Origin of the sequence: Paenibacillus sp. ICGEB2008 (assembly GCF_000307675.1) — a bacterium.
GTDB classification, from domain to species: Bacteria; Bacillota; Bacilli; order Paenibacillales; family Paenibacillaceae; genus Paenibacillus; species Paenibacillus polymyxa.
In genome coordinates, this window is record NZ_AMQU01000027.1 from 112811 (window position 1) to 131104 (window position 18294).

At 48.1% G+C, this 18294-nt stretch carries 18 protein-coding genes and 1 pseudogene; 15 read left to right on the top strand and 4 right to left on the bottom strand.

Going from position 1 to position 18294, the window contains the following annotated elements:
* Positions 1–518 precede the first annotated feature (518 nt).
* From C400_RS28515 to C400_RS28235, 11 genes and pseudogenes are all read left to right on the top strand, one after another.
* Complete coding sequence (locus tag C400_RS28515; RefSeq protein ID WP_258529642.1) at positions 519–641, top strand: hypothetical protein; 123 nt, start codon at positions 519–521, stop codon at positions 639–641.
* A 100-nt stretch (positions 642–741) separates the two neighbouring features.
* On the top strand, positions 742–1371 hold the full coding sequence (locus C400_RS0123155; protein ID WP_017428391.1) for a YkoP family protein: 630 nt from the start codon (positions 742–744) through the stop codon (positions 1369–1371).
* A 153-nt stretch (positions 1372–1524) separates the two neighbouring features.
* Positions 1525–2064: a YqaA family protein gene (locus tag C400_RS26365; RefSeq protein WP_049885709.1), complete on the top strand. Its 540-nt coding sequence runs from the start codon at positions 1525–1527 to the stop codon at positions 2062–2064.
* Positions 2065–2080: 16 nt separating this feature from the next.
* The gene (locus tag C400_RS0123170) at positions 2081–2650 is read left to right on the top strand and encodes a phosphatase PAP2 family protein (RefSeq protein WP_017428393.1); all 570 of its coding nucleotides are present in this window, start codon (positions 2081–2083) and stop codon (positions 2648–2650) included.
* 24 nt (positions 2651–2674) lie between these two features.
* Complete coding sequence (locus tag C400_RS0123175) at positions 2675–3841, top strand: MGDG synthase family glycosyltransferase (protein WP_017428394.1); 1167 nt, start codon at positions 2675–2677, stop codon at positions 3839–3841.
* Between the two features lie 30 nt (positions 3842–3871).
* On the top strand, positions 3872–4573 hold the full coding sequence (locus C400_RS0123180; RefSeq protein ID WP_017428395.1) for a polysaccharide deacetylase family protein: 702 nt from the start codon (positions 3872–3874) through the stop codon (positions 4571–4573).
* Between the two features lie 22 nt (positions 4574–4595).
* Positions 4596–5729, top strand: a complete 1134-nt coding sequence (locus C400_RS0123185; RefSeq protein WP_017428396.1) for an MGDG synthase family glycosyltransferase — start codon at positions 4596–4598, stop codon at positions 5727–5729.
* Positions 5729–6223: pseudogene (locus C400_RS28225) on the top strand (MFS transporter); the annotation flags it as partial. The gene C400_RS0123185 and the pseudogene C400_RS28225, both read left to right, overlap by 1 nt.
* Positions 6224–6952 (top strand): MFS transporter, encoded by a 729-nt coding sequence (locus tag C400_RS28230; RefSeq protein WP_232795418.1) that lies wholly within the window; start codon positions 6224–6226, stop codon positions 6950–6952.
* Between the two features lie 43 nt (positions 6953–6995).
* Positions 6996–7232: a hypothetical protein gene (locus C400_RS28780; protein ID WP_442952200.1), complete on the top strand. Its 237-nt coding sequence runs from the start codon at positions 6996–6998 to the stop codon at positions 7230–7232.
* The gene (locus tag C400_RS28235; RefSeq protein ID WP_017428398.1) at positions 7135–7443 is read left to right on the top strand and encodes a DedA family protein; all 309 of its coding nucleotides are present in this window, start codon (positions 7135–7137) and stop codon (positions 7441–7443) included. The genes C400_RS28780 and C400_RS28235 overlap by 98 nt, the downstream gene beginning before the upstream one ends.
* On the opposite strand, the gene C400_RS28785 is transcribed toward C400_RS28235, so the two are convergent.
* From C400_RS28785 to C400_RS28240, 4 genes are all read right to left on the bottom strand, one after another.
* A complete protein-coding gene (locus C400_RS28785) occupies positions 7379–7549 on the bottom strand; it encodes a transposase (protein WP_354005487.1) in 171 nt (56 codons plus the stop codon). The genes C400_RS28235 and C400_RS28785 overlap by 65 nt on opposite strands.
* Positions 7546–7758, bottom strand: a complete 213-nt coding sequence (locus C400_RS0123200; protein ID WP_128574156.1) for a hypothetical protein — start codon at positions 7756–7758, stop codon at positions 7546–7548. Before C400_RS0123200 ends, C400_RS28785 begins: the two co-directional genes overlap by 4 nt.
* Before the next feature lie 241 nt (positions 7759–7999).
* Positions 8000–8917: a hypothetical protein gene (locus tag C400_RS0123205; protein ID WP_017428400.1), complete on the bottom strand. Its 918-nt coding sequence runs from the start codon at positions 8915–8917 to the stop codon at positions 8000–8002.
* The gene (locus C400_RS28240; RefSeq protein ID WP_017428401.1) at positions 8910–9062 is read right to left on the bottom strand and encodes a hypothetical protein; all 153 of its coding nucleotides are present in this window, start codon (positions 9060–9062) and stop codon (positions 8910–8912) included. Before C400_RS28240 ends, C400_RS0123205 begins: the two co-directional genes overlap by 8 nt.
* 300 nt (positions 9063–9362) lie before the next feature.
* Between C400_RS28240 and C400_RS0123215 the strand changes: the two genes are divergently transcribed.
* Genes C400_RS0123215 through C400_RS0123230 form a run of 4 tightly spaced genes read left to right on the top strand, consistent with a single transcriptional unit; the run spans position 9363 to position 18283 of the window.
* Positions 9363–11165 (top strand): vWA domain-containing protein, encoded by a 1803-nt coding sequence (locus C400_RS0123215; RefSeq protein WP_017428402.1) that lies wholly within the window; start codon positions 9363–9365, stop codon positions 11163–11165.
* Positions 11166–11189: 24 nt separating this feature from the next.
* On the top strand, positions 11190–14579 hold the full coding sequence (locus tag C400_RS0123220; protein ID WP_017428403.1) for a tubulin-like doman-containing protein: 3390 nt from the start codon (positions 11190–11192) through the stop codon (positions 14577–14579).
* A 2-nt stretch (positions 14580–14581) separates the two neighbouring features.
* Positions 14582–16948 carry a hypothetical protein gene (locus C400_RS0123225; RefSeq protein ID WP_017428404.1) on the top strand — a complete coding sequence of 789 codons (2367 nt, stop codon included), beginning with the start codon at positions 14582–14584 and terminating at the stop codon, positions 16946–16948.
* Positions 16949–16993: 45 nt separating this feature from the next.
* Positions 16994–18283 carry a vWA domain-containing protein gene (locus tag C400_RS0123230; RefSeq protein ID WP_017428405.1) on the top strand — a complete coding sequence of 430 codons (1290 nt, stop codon included), beginning with the start codon at positions 16994–16996 and terminating at the stop codon, positions 18281–18283.
* Positions 18284–18294: the final 11 nt, after the last annotated feature.

Here is an 18294-nt window from a genome sequence, read left to right on the forward strand (position 1 = left end):
TACTGTGACTTCGATTGTGAGATACCAGTCTTCTTTCCTATAGAGGATGATTAATGGAACGAGATAAACGACGAAACAAGAGAAAGTACAGCCCAAAGCGACACAACGGTCAATGACGGATCGACAAAACCAGCGCTCGCGATAATGACTAGCCAAAGCGTGCGTATGGCTACAAGTATCCAATCATACCAGAACCTTTTTTTCATTATCGAGAACACGAATTACGCACACTTTCTTATATTTTTTTGCAAATCAATTTTCGAATGATTCAGAACTATCATGCAATATAACTTCCCAATCCGCCAAGCGAAAGAGGGTGGGCTAACAGCGGTTAGAACGTAGCTTGGCAAGCACGTCATATAAGACAGTTTACAGTTTGTCATGCGGTATAAGTGACAGGTCCAAGTACGATGTCATCAAAAGCTTGGCGGTTTTATCACTGTTCGATTTAACAATATCGGAGATAAGGTGAAGGGGTAAAGCAGAACAACATTCTAAAATATTGGAGCGATTGCGTTATGAAATCATTCACCATTCGAAAAGGAGTGGCACTAACTTTGGTAGCTATATTGGCGGGTACACTGGCTAATGGAACTGTCCACGCAGAGGGGGCAGACGGCAACTTATCAAGCTATCGATAAAGCTGCCAATATCGACAAGATTCACATAGAAATATCATTTCAATTTGACAATTTCAATAAAATTTGTCGATTAAAATAAGAATGAGGGATGGTTGGATCAATGTTGCTTCGTTTACGCAAATCTTCAATGCAGGCGGCCTGGATGGTGTGGGAAAGAGGGTTCGAGTGGATTTCACGCTTTCGCGGCTCGCATACATCGCACTTTGGAATTTGCAAAGTCATGATTAAGAAACACCGAGGGGAGAGCATCGTCTGTGCGGACTCCACCATCATCGATAAAGGCGATCTGGTCGGGGAACTCCATCTCAATAATGAAACGATTCTGACGCTGATCAAATCCGAAGACTCAGACCGCGCGGCGCTCGTGGCGGCCCGGCTTACACGGAAATCCATGCAGCAGATCAGCGAGGCATTCGCAAGTCAGCCGGAGTTCAGAGAGGTGAAGGCGTTAGTCGGCATTACGCTGCTTCATCGTGGTTTGATACATGGTCTTGGTTTCGAACAACAACCGATGAAGTCCGATCTGCTCCAACGCATTACAACGGCTTATCTACGATTATTGTTATCCGTCATGCACCCTGAAGGCAAGAAGCGGATTGGCCGCAAGACCGAAAAATTGATACCGATGATGCTGATTCACTCCCGCAGCTCGTTGAGGAAGCGATTTATGACGGTGAAGAGGCAGTCCGTTTCAAAGGAGTTATGTCTACCCAAACCATGCTCCAATTAATTAAAACAAAAGAAACTAAGAGCGTGGTGAGTAAGTTCTTGGAGGGCGGTATGGAGTTGGAACACAGCGAGTGGAAACCCATACCGCCCGGAGGCAACCTATTTTTCATCATGCTCTGTAACAAAGGCGGGATAGGCATTCATGGATAAAATTATGGAATTTTTACAGAACTTCGGAGCGACGGGACTTTTCATTCACGCTATGCTTGATGCGATTATTTTCCCCATCCCGGCGTTCTTCCTGCAGCTTTCTTTAAGCGCGGTGCAACCGGAGTCGGCTTTATGGCTCGCTACGGTTGGCTTTGCAGGAAGTCTGCTTGGGACACCGATCGGTTATGGGATCGGCAAGGTGTCGGGAAAGCATGTTATGGGCGGTGTAATGAAGAAAAAATGGCTGGATTCGGCAAGCGACTTATTTGCCCGCCGCGGCGAGGCCGCAATCCTGATCGGATCGTTCACTCCGATCCCGTTTAAAATATTTACGATTTTATCCGGATGCATGAATTATCCGTTATGGAAGTTGCTTAGCTATGCGGCCATTGGCCGAGCGGTGAAGTTTTATGTAGTCGGTTTTCTCTTCTATATATATGGCCGCGCGGCAGAGAATATGGTGAACCAAGTTCTCACGATTACGCTGGTGGGCGTTGGTGTAGCGATTGCTGCAATATGGTTCTTGATACGGAAGCTGTCTTAGTGGAGGAAGATAAGGAATGAACATCAGTCAATCGAAAAAACAGGGAACGGAGGTGAAAAGCAGGATGCAGTGGATAAGGCGAATTGATCAAACGATGTTCTTCTGGTGCAACCATCGGCTGAGCAGTCGGACCCTGGACCGATTGTTCGGATGGATTACCCATTTGGGCGGAGCTTTGTTTACCATCATTTGCGCAGTGTCCTTGGCATGGTTCGCCGAGGGGGAGTTCAGCAGAATCGGGCTACAAAGCTTGATCGCACTGGCCGTTAGCCATATCGTTGCTGTCCTGATCAAGAAAAAGGTGCGCAGAGACCGGCCCTTCCGCAAGCTGGAGCAGGTAAAGGTAGGCAAATTCCCGTTGAAGGATTATTCCTTCCCGTCCGGCCATACAACCGCTATTTTCGCCTTGGTTACACCTTTTATGTTGGCCTCATCGCCGGCAATTATGCTTGTCTTGATTGGTCTGGCCTTGATGGTGGCCATATCCCGGGTTTATTGGGGCTATCACTATCCGATCGATTGTGTGGCTGGTGGGATGGTCGGATTCCTAACGGCGGTGCTGGTTGTTTTGTTCATGCATAGTTAAATTTCACGAGGGAGGCGATTGTTGATGAATAGCATGAAACGGGAAAAGCTACTGATTCTGTCCGGCGCGCTCGGGGATGGACATATGCAGGCGGCCAAGGCGATTTTGGAGGCATCGGTGCTGTACAAACAGGGAGTAGAGGTGGTCGACTTCATGCAATGGATCCATCCCCGCATGCATGTGGTTGAACGGTATTGCTTCCTGCAATGGGTGAAGCATTTTCCTTCCTCATACGGATATATGTATCAGAAGACCCGGACGGACAGTACACTTACTTTCTTCCTGAAGCATTTTCTCACGACCAGCCTGCAGCGGCTGCTCAAACTTCTGAATGAGGAACAGCCGACGTTGATTGTCAGCACGTTCCCGCTGGCATCAGCCGCCATTTCCTTGCTTAAGGAAAAAGGGATGACGGATCTGCCTGCGGCAACGGTCATTACCGACCATTCCGATCACAGCTATTGGATACATCCGTCTACGGATCTGTATCTGGTTGGTTCTGAAGGCGTGCGTGCAGCTCTGCAGAGAAAAGGCGTTGCTGACCACAAAATCGCTGTAACGGGCATCCCTGTTCGCCCATCCTACAGTCAGCATGACAATAAAGACCGGCTGCGCGAGAAGCTGGCCTTGGATCTTGACGCCTTTGTCGTGCTGGTGATGGGCGGCGGCTGCGGGATTATCGATAAATCCTTCATCGAGCAAATGCAATCTGACTCTTTTCCCCCTAACGTGCAATTTGTCATTGTATGCGGACGCAATGTGAAGCTGCTGTACCGCCTGCATGAAGCGTTGGGAGACAGGGATAACGTCATGCTGACAGGCTTCCTGGAGGGAATCCATGAATGGATGGCGTCCGCAGACGTATTGATTACCAAGCCGGGCGGACTGACGACCTCCGAAGCGCTGGCGCTTCAGCTTCCCATGCTGCTGCTGGAGCCACGGCTGGGGCAGGAAAAGGATAATGCCGATTATTTGATTCAAACGGGAGTAGCTTATCTATGTCAGATTGACAATTTGCAGGATCAGCTTCAGCGGCTGGTTCAACAGCCTTCCCTATTGGAAGAAATGAGGGAGAAAGCAGGGCTGTGCAGACAGCGGGATTCCGCCAGACATGCGGTCATGCAAATTCTGAGCATGCAGAACGATACACAGGAAGAAAAATGGGTTTGCTCCTTGCAGCAGTATGCTTAAGCTTAATTTTCACTAAGGGGGATAAAGACGTTGCTTGTTAAATATTTGATGATTGGGCTCATAGGCTTCATCAGTCTGTATATGTTAATTCCAAGTTTTCTGCCACGAATCATCAGATTTGGAGCCTTTCGTAAGGGAACCACCAAGAACCAGGTAGCGTTCACGTTCGACGATGGGCCGCATCCGAGGTATACACCGGAATTATTGGATTTATTGCAGGATTATCAAGTGAAGGCCACATTCTTCGTGCTTGGCTCACAGGCGGAACTGCACCCGGATCTGATCAGAAGAATGGATCGTGAAGGTCATCAGATTGGAATCCACAATTATGATCACATCTCTAATTGGCTGATGCTTCCCTGGACGGTGCGGCGTGATCATATGAAACGGACCGCAGATATTATTGAATCCATAATTGGAAAAAGGCCGGATCACTATCGTCCGCCATGGGGGCTCATGAACGCTTTCGATTTCTTTCATCCCAAATCGTACCGCATCGTACTCTGGTCCTTGAAGGCGGGGGATTGGCGCAGCAGAAGCTGCCGCAAGAAGTTGAAGGCAACGCTACTGAACGGAATTACGGACGGATCTGTTATTTTGCTGCATGACAGCGGAGATACGCCGGGAGCGGACTGTCACGCGCCATATTTTATGCTTCGGGCTCTGGAGGAAGTACTGCATCAATTACAGGGACGCAACTTGCAATTCGTTCGTCTAGATGAAATGGCTTGATAAGTGAAATGAGGTGACACTAGTGGGAAAGGAACCACAAATTTTAATTTTAACGGCCGATTACGGAGAAGGTCATCATCAGGTGTCCAAGGTGTTGCAGCAAAGCTTGATTCGCAATGGTTATAGCCAGGTGGCGGTTGTCGACTTGTTCCGGGAAGCTTATCCTGTACTGAACAAAATAATCCGCTATCTGTACCGGCAAAGCCTGTATGCAGCCAGCCTGGGTATTCCCTATTACGGATGGACCTACCATCTGACCAACCAGCTTCCCATGAAGGGAAAGATCGCAGCCTGGATGAACAGTCTTGGCGGCGACAGGCTCAAGAAAATCATCCTCCAGTACCAGCCGGAAGTCATCATTTATACATTCCCGTTCGGCAGCTTGCCAAGCAGCGAGGCATTATCTGCGATCCGTCCCCGGACTGCGGTTGTCATAACGGACTTTGACGTTCACCGAAGATGGCTGTTCGCCAAGCCGGATCATTATTTTGTCCCTACCAGCGACGTGAAAGAGGCTATGGTCAGGCAGGGCGTCCCCGAGAGTCGTATTACCGTGACCGGGATTCCGGTCAAGGAGTCATTTTATGATGCGGCAATGATCGGTTCTGGCTCCGTTAAAGAAATAGATGAGCATGTGATTCTGCTTATGGCTAACGTCTGCGGCACATTGCATTCGCTATCGAAGCTCATCGGGAAGCTGCTGCTCTTGTCAGGCGTCCGCATTCAAGTGATTTGCGGCCGGCAGGAAGGATGGAGACGGAGGCTTGCGGAGAGCTGGGAGGATGATGCAAGAGTGGATGTATTCGGCTTCACCGATCAATTGCATGTTCTAATGAGCAGCGGCTGCTGCGTCATCACGAAAGCGGGAGGCGTTACACTATCCGAGACGATTCAGGCCGGGGTTCCGATTTTCATCCTAAATCCGTTTCTGGGGCAGGAGAAGGAAAATGCCCTGTACTTGCAGCGCAAAGGAGCGGCAGTCGTGGCCTTTACGATTCATGATCTGGTGTTGCAGATACAAGCGATGATCTCCTCTGAGCCGATCAAGCAGTCGATGATGAACGGGCTGCTCGCAGTAAGGCAGAAAACGTCTGCGGACCATATTGTCCGGCATTTGTTTCCTGAGGCAAGTCCCTTAAGAAGGGGTGGAATATGATGAGCGGGAGGAGCGCGTTCAAGCTTTCTACTCTGACGCTGTTCACGGTGCTTTTTTGCACAGAGTTTGTCCGAAGCGCTTTCTTGTTCTCGTTTCTGCCGAACTTTGCCGTCAACGAGTCGGGGCAAACCGTTGCTTTGGTCGGTCTTGCCGTCTCACTTCATTATACAGCCGATACGCTGATTAAATGTGTGGCTGGATATTTGCTGGACAGGTTTTCGCTGCGCTGGCTGCTGCCCACCACTTTCGTCCTGATGCTGTCCGGACTAGCCGTCGTGTTCTTTAGCCCGTATGCCTGGGGGCTCGTTGTCGGTTCCGTGATGCTTGGGATGGGGGCGTCGCCTATATGGCTGATTTGTCTGGAGAAAATCCGGCTGACGGAGCGGGCGGCCCAGATTGGGGCGATATACACTGTGTGGCTGGCCTGCATCGGTCTGGGGCCGGTCACAATCAATCTCACCTTCGATTATGGCTTCGAACCTGCCTTCCGGCTGATGGTTGCGCTGCTCGCCGTCGGCTGCATCGCATCGTTCGGGATTAACAGAACAACCTCCTTGCGTCTCCAGAACGTCAGCTTTGCCGAACAAGCGGCAGGACTGCGAAGAAGACTCGTTCAGCTGAAATGGCTGCTGCCAGGCATGGTTCTGCAGATGACCGCCGCGGGACTGCTGCTGCCGATACTGCCCGGTTTTGCCGCTGACCATCTCGGTTTGAGCCAGCCACAATATTCGCTAATGCTCATATTAGGCGGGGCCGGCGCGATGCTGTTTCTTGTCCCGATGGGGAAGCTGGCCGATCGATGGGGGCACAAGCAAATGCTGTTCGCCGGTTTCGTATCGCTTACGGTCGTATTGGCTCTGTTAATCGTATCCATGCCGCCGCCTGCATTAACGATGCTGTTTGCCTTTATGCTGGGATTGTCTTACTCAGCCGTGCTTCCGGCCTGGAATGCGGTGCTGTCATACCTTGTTCCGGAGGATCAGAAGGGGACCGGGTGGGGAGTACTCTCCGGGATTGAAGGGCTCGGTATTATGATTGGCCCGGTCATCGGGGGATGGATAACCAGCCAGTATACGAATGCTGCTGCCATTAGCCTCAGCGCTGCTTTACTGGCGGTTCTTGCACTTTTTTATTTGATTTTGCCGCAAAACAAGCTTGTCTCGGCTGGCGGGACTTTGCAGCACAAGAGGGAGAAGGCTCATGGACCTGATCGGGGTAGTTGAACAATTATTTCACGAATATGGATACCTGGTCTTGCTCATCGGCTTGCCGCTGGACTTCATGGCGCTCCCCGTTCCGCCGGGCAACAGCCCCTTGACCCATACCGGTTTCTTAGCCTCTAAAGATGTGCTTCATGGGCTGTCGGCTATTGCGATGGCCCTGACGGGAGGTCACCATCACGTATGTGATTGGCTACAAGGCAGGTATGCATGTGATCGAGCGTTACGGCCACTGGCTCTTCCTCAAGCAGGAGTTGGTCGAGAAAACGCACCGCTACTATGACAAATACGGGGGCCCATTGCTGCTGGTCAGTTTCTTCATTCCTGGAGTCCGGCAGTTTATCGGCTATTTCTTCGGGGAGCAGTGGCAATATATGTTCAGCATCATTGAGCAATATTTGAAGTTCTTTTTTATCGGAGTGGCTTTTCTCACGGGGGTGTGGTTGCTGGTTCAAGTTCGAAGCGCGAGGGGGAATGGATGCAAAGCTCACTGATTTTCTCCGCCACAGCTTCTGTACGCTCTGTCTCCACGGCTGCTTTCCAGCGGTAGTAAGTCGCTCTTGCGATCCCGAGCCATGTACAAGCCTCAGACACCGTCACTTCGTCTCGAATGGACTCAATCCAAGCAAGGCAACTTCTGGTTCCACCTCCTTTCCAGTTCCTTGTACTTTTTTACTAGGTCCATTTTGCTGCTCCAGACGATGCACTTCGCCTGTTCGATACCGCCTCATACATGTTTTTTTCTGTGTCTTATTCCGTATTCCCAACTGCTCCATAACCTCTCTTACCGGAACTCCTGCCAATCTCATTTCAATAGCTTTTATCTTTAATTTCTAAGGGGGAACTCACTCTCGTTGCCAACGTAAAAACACCTTTCAAGGTTATCTCCATATCTTACGACATGGCTTGATTCTCTTGAAGGTGTTTTGATTTGTCTCATGTTATGGGGCCAGTCCCGTTCCCCTTGGCGATCCTGACGGTTTTTTTGCTGATTCATTGCAGTGATTCATTGATTGGGATACGTCATATATAAAAGGGCATTATGGCAGCTCAGCTTTTATACTGCTCCATCAGGTACATGATCTTCACTTCATCGGCCAAATCTCCAAAGGGTTCTAACGGATTCTCCTGAATGATATGATATAAACGTTGGATTCGTTCCTTTGGTAGCTTCCGAACATATCTGGAGATGAAAGCGGCATGGGTGACTACGTAGCGTTTTTTACGGACTGCTGCGCTGGCTACGCGAACGAGAATATCTTCGCCCCCGGCCATTTCCAAAATACGGCGCTCATAAAAAGCCACATATCGGAATGTCCGATCCTTAATCAACTCACGATTGAGTCTGGCAACCTCTCCAATGTATCTGACCATAAGGGGTTCAAAGCTTTTGATCAGAAGAGGATCGAGCGTTAATTCCATATCTTTGCGGAGAACAAAAGATTGCAGCAGAGCGACCTGCTGGAGCCTTATCCGATCATTGTGAATGAGTACGGCAATCTCGCGTAGCATTTCATAGCAGACACGCTCACTAAGCTGCCGCAGGGCAACTGCGTTCTTATGATTCACGCCCAATCCTTCCTGGATCTGTCCTATACGGCCTCTGAATAGGCGTATAAGTTGCCTACGCTGTTCATAAAGAACAATGCGGTGCTGTAGAAGGACCAAGGGCAGGAGGAGAAACGCACCGACGATACCGCACAGTAGCATTTGCTGTGACGAGTGAGCGAAAAAGATAGAAGCAACCAGCAACGCAATGCCGACAGCAAGGTCTTTATGAAAATAACGTTTGGCTCTGAGTTTAGCATATTGCTCTACAGGAACCAGCGTATCCCGACCACATGCTGTACATTTCTCTTCCCAAAGGGCGGTGAATTGTCCGCAACGCTTGCAGACTCTCAGCTTTTGGAAGGCATGCTCTGTGCGGGTAAAGGGGCGAAATTGCACAGCCTGCTTGGAACTATTCATTGTGCTCACTTCTCCGATTCAGCAGCGCAAGAAGCTCGGTGTCGATTTGTGCAATCGACGGGGCGCGTTTTTTATGTATATAGTAAATTAGTGATTTAATGGCGACAAAAAGAAACATAATCGCCAAACATCCGTATGAGATCATAGTGTACTTCCTCTTTCTGCTTAGATTTTTATTTTACTGTTTTACATGAGTGGGTTTCGCTAGGGTTATTTTTGTCGTATAAAGGAGAAGACTGGTGCCCGATTGCCCTTGTTGGGGTATAATTATATCATTACTGCAGGATATTGGTAAAATCTCGCGATATAATAGGCTTTTTGGTCGCATTCAGGCCGTCCGGGCAGGATTTTCAGCTAGCGCTCATGTAAAACTCATTATAATTTAATAGTAGTGGAGTACAACTGTAATTTAGAATGAGAATTAATCGGCAAAGGGGTACAAGCGATGTTTAGTAGAGACAGAAAATGGTTTTTGGTCATCGGAATCATATGTACAATGATCATGACTTCGATTTCGGCCTGGCAGCCACAGACGGCGAATGCCGCTTCACCCTCAGCTTCTAAAGTGGATGCGGTGTTGGTAGTCGATGTAAGTAATTCGATGAACACCAGTGATCCTGGGAAGATTGGCAATGAAGCCATGAAAATGTTTATTGATATGTTGTCAACGCAAAATGACAAGGTTGGGATTGTAGCGTATACGGATGTCGTACAACGCGAGAAAGCCTTGCTTAATATTTCATCCGAAGCGGATAAGCAGGAACTGAAGACATTTATTGACGGGCTGAACCGGGGAGCGTATACTGACACCTCCGTAGGTGTCAAGGAAGCGATCCGTATTTTGCAGGATGGCAAAACAGCCGGACATGCGCCTATGATCGTTATGTTAGCTGATGGTAACAACGATTTTAATAAGACGACAGGTCGAACTGAAAGCCAATCCACTCAGGATATGGCGCAGGCTGTAGCCGAGGCTAAAAAAAGCGGTGTGCCGATCTATACCATCGGTTTGAATGCAGATGGAAAGCTAAATAAGAATAAACTCGCCGACATCGCGCAGCAAACGGGAGGCAAGTCCTTTATTACAAGCTCGGCGGACGATCTGCCGAATATTTTGAGTGAAATTTTCGCCAGCAATCTGAAATTGAAAGTGGTGCCTTTGCAGTCCATTACGGCCAACGGCGACTATCAGGACGTTACGGTAACCGTACCAAACGATAGCGTGCTGGAAGCCAATATTTCAATTATTTCCTCGAAACCAGTGGACGCGAGATTAATAGACCCGTCGGGCAATACGAAGCCGATCCCTTCGAGCGATGTACTGCTGTCCAAGTCCAAAAGCTACTCGCTGATTAAATTGCTCAAGCCTGTAGCTGGCGACTGGAAGCTTCAAGTCAAGGGAGTGCAGCAGGATAAGATTGATATTAATCTGGTATTTAACTATGATTTGGAGTTGAAGCTGGACGCACCGCCTGCGAAATCATACAAAAAAGGTGACACGGTAGAGATTCGTTCCTATCTGACGAGCAATAACCAGCAGTATCAGGATCAGGAATTGTATGCGAATATGAATGCTGTCCTGAAGGTCAAAGACCTTGATACGGGTACAACAAATGAAGTGCCCCTAACTAACGCAGGGGATGCTTTTACCGGCTCTTATACGATTCCAGATGAGCATGACTATGAACTAACCGTCAGAGCAGAGGAGAAGAGCTTTTACCGTGAAACGCAGCCTGTAACCATCAGCGCCAAAGCTGGGGCGGCGAGTGGTACGAATACTGGCACAACCCAGCCTACGACACCTGCTGAGAAGTCTAAGCTGCTGCCACTCATTCTTTTAGGGGTGGGACTGCTCGTTCTGCTGGTAGCGGCATATTTCATCTGGAAGGCTGTCAAAAAAGCTAATCGTGGCTTTGTCGGCCAGATCGTACTGGAAATCCGGGATGAAAATACCGGCGAAAAGACATACCCGCAGTATAAGAAGCTGAACACCTTCCGGGGCAAATTCAATTTACACCAGTTGCTGCAACTGGCGCCGGAATTTGCCGGAACCGATAAGGTCGTGTTCACGCCAGCGAATCAGGATCGGATCGTGGTGCGTAGCACTCCGGAGATTACGATTGAAAAATCCGGGCGTGCTGTAGACACAGGCAACGGTCTTGAACTGAAAAACGGTGATCGTCTGACGATCCCGCTGGCTAGTGTGGACAAAACCATTTTACTGGAGTTTATTTCAGTAAACAGCTAAACGAACCCTTAGGAGGTCATATCTATGAAACCAGTAGTTAGAGAGCATATCCAACAATTAGACGTATCACTCGGCGGAGGGATCGTAAGCGATAAGATCAGAGTAGATACCATTGATAATCCTATTTTAATTATCGGACTTGGGGGAACGGGGATTGACGCTCTTCTCCGCTTGAAATATCAAATAAACCGCAGATTCAAGCTGCCTGCAGACCCGATTTCCAAGAAAAAGAGCGAGAAGCCGGATAATGTAGAATTTCTCGCTTTTGAAACGAATGAACAAGACCGTAACAAAAAATACAAAGGGATTGGTTTGGACCCCATCAATGAGTTTGTACTGCTATCCAATGCGGAAATCGGTGGATTGCTGCAAAACCGCAGTATTCTAGAGCCATATATCACTGACTGGCTGTCTCCTGAGCTGAGCATTACCGACGGTATGAACGGGGCGGCAGGGGTGCGTCAGGCTGGACGGTTGTTATTGTTCACCAAAATCAATCAGGTCGTACAAAGCATTGACAAAAAAATCAAAACCCTGTCTGAAGGCACCAACAAGAAGCTTATGGTATTCCTGCTGTCTGGATTGTCCGGCGGTACAGGAAGTGGTACTTTCCTCGATATCTCATATATCGTCCGAGGCATCATTGAGCGCGATTATGGTTCCGCTGGTGTAGACCGTGTTAACACACTGGGTTATCTGTTCACGCCGGATATTAATCTGGCGAATAAAAGCCTGAGCGAGCATACGCGTGAATATATTAAAAAGAACGGCTATGCTGCATTGAAAGAACTGGACTACTGGATGAATGTGGACAGTCGTGGCGAACGCTTTAAGCAACAGTACGGTAACATTTTGACTGTAAACTCGCCGTTGCCGCCATTTAATCTGTGTCACCTTATTTCGGCTACGAATACGGAAGGCAAGCTGCTGGAAAATGCTTATGATTACTGCATGAATGTCACCGCTGAGAACATCACCAACTTTATGGCGAGTGAGGAAAAACAGTCAGGCGAAGAGTTCGCCATTCATGACTATATCAGCAACATTCGTACCAATATCGCGCAAATGAATAAGGCGTATCCAGCAAACTATGATTACAATATTATCGGAGCTTCTTCGGCAGTGCTGCCCATGGAGGAAATGACGACATATCTGGCTTACCGGATGTTTGGTAAAATGTCCAAAATGTTTGAGCAAGCGCCGAATCAGGAGGATGTAGAGAAGTTTGCCCGCAAGCTGGGTGTCGATCTGGATAGCATGATCAAAAACTTTGAATCTCGTGTACCTGAGCCGCTTCCGGGTTTTGAGAACAGTGAACGGTTAAGTTATAACAATGTTGTTAAAATGCAAGTAGTCAATATGGACACTGAGCTGGAGCAAACGTTCCTGACGCGTGCCCGCGAAGAGTATATTAAAGCGAAGAAACAACTTCCCGGTGAAATTACAGGACAGTTTACAGACCAAATCCGCCGAATGTTCCTGCATCCCGAGCAAGGACCGTTTTATGTATCTCGCATGATTTATACTGAAAAAGGATTTAGCTTGCTGAAAATGCTGCTTTCCTATGTTGAAACGCTGCGTGAATCGCTGCACCGTATTCCAACGGACATTGAATGGGCGCGTGAGCAAGCGAATGAGAAGCTGGGTGATGCCAAGAGCGCGTTTGTATCCAAGGATAAGAAGAAAAATGCATATATTGAAGCAAAAATTAATGAATATTGGCTGCGGGCTGATGTGGAACGTACAGAGCAGCTCATTGAATTTTATGAAGATCTGTATGACCTACTAAATAAAGAAAATAATCGCATTTATAATGTATTTACTGAAATTTTGAATGCACTGAGTGCCATTTTCGAGAAGAACGGCGATCTGCTGATTAACGGCGAGGAACAATCCGATCACAAAGGAAACAAGACGTACTATTGGAATCTGGTAAGTGTACCGGATATCTCGGAAGTTGTGACCAAGCTGCTGGATAATCGCAATGGTGACGATTTGATCCGTGATTTTGCCCAAGAATTGCTGGAAAATTCAGATCAATGGGTGAAAGATCAGGATATGGATATCATCAGCTCGATTTCTAATTTCTTGACTGACAAATTCGGTGATCTCATTACCCGTTCCATGGAAGATTTCCTGGTTATGAAATACGGACAGGACGAAGCAATTGAAAAATTTGTGGAGCGTTACATTGCAAGCAAGCTGGATGAGGAGGCTGTACCTGTCTTCCATTTGAGCAATAGTTCTGGCAATTTGTACTTCCCGTCATGGGGATTCGTTTCGGTACCTGTACAGTCGCCTAATATCCTGAAGGGCGTTCGCAATTATCAAAATAATGCAATTGGCAAATCGCACTTTACTATTAAAGAAAGTGAAGTCCGTAACCGGATTTTCTGGCTCAATACGCGTAATGGTGTTCCTCTGTTTGTATATACGCCGCTCAAAGTGTATGAAGAGAGCTATGAGAAAACCATTCTTGACCGCGAAGGTATTGGCCGACATCTGGTGCAGACAGGTCAGAACAACTGGACGAATTTGCCGTCGCCGATTCCTGAAAAGTCATGGGGAGAAACTTACGTCAACTCCCGTGTGCAAGCCCACAACGCCCGCATTCGCAATGACTTCGACCGAGCCAAGTCACTCGGCGTAATTCGTGAGAAGGATGTTGATCAAAATACAAGCAGCCGCTTTACTGTAATTCGCTCAAAAGCGCTAGATCTGAATGCGCTACTGGCAGCCTACGATATGCGATTGCAGGAATCCAAGCCGAATTTGGGCGAGGTGAAAAGAGCATGGTCTGAGCTGAAGCGTCTACTAGCTGAAGGGCTTGATCAGGCCGGAAGCAAGGATATTTTTGGCAGCATCAATGAAGAGATGGCGAAGGAAAACCTGATCCGTTCACCAGAGCTAACGCAGGTGGTTCGTGATGAGCTGGCGAAATATATACAAATTGAAGCAAAAGCCGCTGAACTGGAAGCTTTGCTGGGCAAATATCAGGATGAAGAAAAATGGTTGGATCAGTTCATTCAGGCACTCTACACGGACACAATTACGAAAAAAGGCGCTTTGTACGTCTATGATCGTGATGAAGAGGAAGAAGCGTGGGAGCCGTTTGCCAACGTCATGAAAAGCCGCAATTATGTGGAGTTTGAAGTCTTCACAAACTTCCGTGGTTTGGAAGAGAAGAAATTTGCAGCTCTAATGCGCAAGGCGGATCGCCGTGATGCTGTATTGACTTCATCTGAGGATATTACACCACTGCTGGCGAAGTTGGATGAATTGGCTGCAACTTACACAGAGGCTCGCAATCAATTGGAATATGAAAAGGTAGAGCTGGCTAATGGAGCGGAACTTTATGCATTCTATGCTCAAATGGCTGGAAAATTAAACGACATCCGCAGAAAGTTGAAGTAAGTATGAGAGAGCAGCTGTTACGTTATGCGGCTGACTATGCAGCCGCAGAGGACCAATTAATCGGAAGCGGGGATGGACGCAGCAGCATCCATTTCCCGTCCGTGTTTCTTTTTATCGGCGATCGCATGAGCCCGGTGATGAACACAATTGCAGATATCAACCGGACCAAGTGGGATAACAGCACAGGGGTAACCTATATTCAGATTCGCTCACAGGATGAGCATGCGGCTGTAGACCGCTCGGTGGATGCCTTCGTTCATACGATAGCAGTACCGGAAGAAAGTAGCCACCAAACGCTACGCCGTGACTTGCACCAGGCTTTTTATACCCATGAATCGAAGTTAATTGAACTTAACACCGCGTTGCGCCGTGCTAGTGGACATCTGGCCGATTACGGACGGTTGTATTCCTCGTTCGAGCGTGTACATTTGTCGATCTTGACAACAGCGGATGATCCCATGAACGTATTAATTCCTGAAATTACGCTGTTGGCAGAGTATATTTTTGCGCAATCTTTTAAATCAGTACAAATGGATCTGTATGTGTTGGTGAGCGAAAGCGATCAGACTGCCCAATTCGGCTACAGGAGTGCAACGTCCGTTGCTTTTATGCGGGAGTTGGATTATATCCAGAGCCCAGCATATACGTTTACCGCCCCGCTGCATATGACCGAGGACAAATTGACCATCCCGGTATCCCATGCTCCATCTCCGTTGTTTGATCTTGTCTATGTGCTGTCAGACAAGAATGAGCGCGGCGTAACGGTACCGAATAGTCTGCGCGAGAGCTGTGATATTATTTGTCACATTCAGCTTCTAAAAAACCGTTATCAGGCAGGAGATTCCTATCGGTCACAGGATGGGGGCTACAATAATACATCGTTTAAGAACAACATCATGACGGAATCCGGGCGGCAGGGTTATGTGTCGGCTGGATTTTCCCGAGTTAACCGCCCTAATCAATCGATTGCCCTTACGGTGTTGTATCACTTTTATGTGAAGTTGTTAGAGCGTATGAGAACCGAGCAAGAGTGGGACATACGCGATAAGCTAATTTATTTTGGTTTAGATGCTGCCGAGCGTGGCCGCACGCGAAATGATCTAGTTCCTGGCAATGAGGCGATCATGGACATGAGCGCACTAATGACCAGCGGAGCCAGTTACGGCTCGTTGAAACGAATGACATTACGTGAAGCAGAGGAAGCCTTGTTTGGTCAGGGCTGCGAAGCCTTTTTCCGTGACAACTGCGAACGGATCGTACATAAACGCTTGGGAGATTTTCAGGCGGATTTGCGTTTGCAGATGGCTGTGAATACAGCTGCTAAAGAACATCCTCATATCGGCTTTTTCGAGCTGTCAGATTGGACAGATGAAAATCAAACAGGAAATGTGCTTACGGCTATTCGGGGACTGATTCGTGATACGTCCAATGATTTGCAGATTAGTGCAGCCGAACTGGATGCGCTGTATAGCGGACGAGTGGAGGATCAGCCCTTTCAACGACTGCCACTTATGGATAAACATAATGTGCGTAGCTTGATCCGTTATCTGACCGAGACAGTCTACGGACATAAATTGCACATGTTGCGGATTCAAGTGGATTTGGAGCTACTTCGCCGCTATGAGCTGGCATTGGAAAAATGGCATGCACAGGCCAAGCATATTACAGTACAGCTTGCCAACCTGGAGTGTGACCTGCATCAAACTGCAACGGACAGTATTCGGCAGGCTGACAGTTACACAGGCCAAAACCTGTTCGAGTATTATGAGCGTGTGACGGAGGATGTCATGCTTGAGCTGGAAAGCAAGCGGGGAAAATCTATATTCTTTGACACCCGGCATATGGGACCTGTATCTGGGTTGCTGGATGGAGGTTTATCCGCGCTGGTGGATAGACTTACACAGACCTGCCGTGCCTTGATTCTCAGCTCACAGCCATTTAATCAGACATTCGAAGAAGAATTATTACGTCGTGCCAATGTAGCTGCTGCATATGAAAATCGGCTGGTCGTTCCAAAGGATGAGCTGTTTAAAAAACTGTATCAAACGTTAGAAGAGCATGGCGGAATTAATGTACGTTTGCTCGACTATACCCATGAGCATCGGTATGAAGAAAAGTACTTCTTTGGTGATTACGAAGGCGAGTTTCTACCTTATGCGATGGAAGTGGACATTACTTCGCGAATTTACAAGCTGGGTTTTGTGCATGAGCGTCGCAGCAGCGGGGTGGAAAAGCTGCATTTGATGGGCGGCTTCCATCTGGAGGATCTGATGGTTTACCGCAACGGCAAAACGTATTATGAGACATATACTGCGAATGGTTTCGTGTTTCATGGAATCGACGTGGACCGGTTGCCGGAATTGCGGTAGCCACATATTATCCTACTTTAATGATGGAAGGAAGCAACGAATCTTATGAAGCAACGTAAATTTAACGTTCTCCTGTTGGTGTTCGGCTTGCTGGGCGCTGTAGTAGGCTTCATCTTGGGAGAGCTTATTCTTCACAAATTGATAGGCCACTGGCCGCATATCATCGTGATCGGGCTGTATTTTGGTATCATGGCGCTGTGCATTGGTCTAGGTTGTCTTATCGGCGAACTGATTTCGCCACAATTAAATGGACATTCATGGCGACAACGATACTCCGGATTATCTTGGAAATTACTGGTACCTGCTACGCTAGTCATGTTGTTCGTGGCAGGTCTGCTATTGGAACTGGGATATCAGGTTAACCCTGAAGGGCGCAAGAGTGTACAGGACCTCGTGCTTGTAATTGATAATTCCGGGAGTATGCAGCAAACAGATCCCGATAATGAGCGCCTAACCGCTGCCAAGAGTCTAATTGGGCAAATGGATGGGGACAAGCGCGTAGCCATTGTTTCATTTGAATCCACTGCGCAGTTGGTGCAGCCATTTACTCCCGTAGGCACAGACGCAGAGAAGCAAGCGGTATATTCCAAAATCGATAGTATGCAGACTATAATGTCAGCCGGTACAGACATTGGGCTTGCTTTGGACGAGACGATCAAGGAGATTGAAACCCAAGGCAATGTGGAAAAAGGTTCTCTCGTTATTATGCTCTCTGACGGCTTTAGCGAACTGGATACGCAAACCGCATTGGCTCCTTACATTGCCCGTCAGATTCCGATTAATACGATCGGCCTGAAACTGGCAGAATCGGAAGGTATAGCTTTGTTGCAAAATATTGCCAGTCTAACGGGCGGAACTTATTCTAATGTAGCTAATGCCCAAGGACTTACTCAGGCGTTTGGTAAAATATATAACCAAATTGGTGATCGCACGTTGGTAACGGAGCGGACAGGTGAGTATGCCGACAGTCTGTATTTCGCCATTTATCGCGTAACGGCTCTGGTTATCATTGGGGTTCTATTAGGGTTGGCTCTTGGATTGATGTTTGATAACCGCTTTCTCGCGCGGAATTTCGCAATTGGTGGAGTTCCAGCCGGCTTGCTCGCTGGCTTGATTTTGGAAAGAGGGTTATCTGGCTCGCCTATAGGTGACTTGATGATTCGTTTGCTGGCAGCGCTCATACTTGCGGCCCTTATTGCTGTCTTTTCGCTTGTTCTGCCGATTGCGGAAAATACTCGCCGATCTTCTGGTGGTGGGAGCCAGGGGGGACCGTCAGGCCACCGGAGAGGGACACCAGAAGGCCCGACGCGCAATCGACGTAACAGTGGGTTTTAGAACGGGAGGCG

Bases quoted from the DNA above. Each gene is read 5' to 3' on its own strand.
- C400_RS28515 (WP_258529642.1), top strand. From the start codon at position 519: ATGAAATCATTCACCATTCGAAAAGGAGTGGCACTAACTTTGGTAGCT.
- C400_RS0123155 (WP_017428391.1), top strand. From the start codon at position 742: ATGTTGCTTCGTTTACGCAAATCTTCAATGCAGGCGGCCTGGATGGTG.
- C400_RS26365 (WP_049885709.1), top strand. From the start codon at position 1,525: ATGGAATTTTTACAGAACTTCGGAGCGACGGGACTTTTCATTCACGCT.
- C400_RS0123170 (WP_017428393.1), top strand. From the start codon at position 2,081: ATGAACATCAGTCAATCGAAAAAACAGGGAACGGAGGTGAAAAGCAGG.
- C400_RS0123175 (WP_017428394.1), top strand. From the start codon at position 2,675: ATGAATAGCATGAAACGGGAAAAGCTACTGATTCTGTCCGGCGCGCTC.
- C400_RS28230 (WP_232795418.1), top strand. From the start codon at position 6,224: ATGGTTGCGCTGCTCGCCGTCGGCTGCATCGCATCGTTCGGGATTAAC.
- C400_RS0123200 (WP_128574156.1), bottom strand. From the start codon at position 7,758: ATGAGATTGGCAGGAGTTCCGGTAAGAGAGGTTATGGAGCAGTTGGGA.
- C400_RS0123205 (WP_017428400.1), bottom strand. From the start codon at position 8,917: ATGAATAGTTCCAAGCAGGCTGTGCAATTTCGCCCCTTTACCCGCACA.
- C400_RS28240 (WP_017428401.1), bottom strand. From the start codon at position 9,062: ATGATCTCATACGGATGTTTGGCGATTATGTTTCTTTTTGTCGCCATT.
- C400_RS0123215 (WP_017428402.1), top strand. From the start codon at position 9,363: ATGTTTAGTAGAGACAGAAAATGGTTTTTGGTCATCGGAATCATATGT.
- C400_RS0123220 (WP_017428403.1), top strand. From the start codon at position 11,190: ATGAAACCAGTAGTTAGAGAGCATATCCAACAATTAGACGTATCACTC.
- C400_RS0123225 (WP_017428404.1), top strand. From the start codon at position 14,582: ATGAGAGAGCAGCTGTTACGTTATGCGGCTGACTATGCAGCCGCAGAG.
- C400_RS0123230 (WP_017428405.1), top strand. From the start codon at position 16,994: ATGAAGCAACGTAAATTTAACGTTCTCCTGTTGGTGTTCGGCTTGCTG.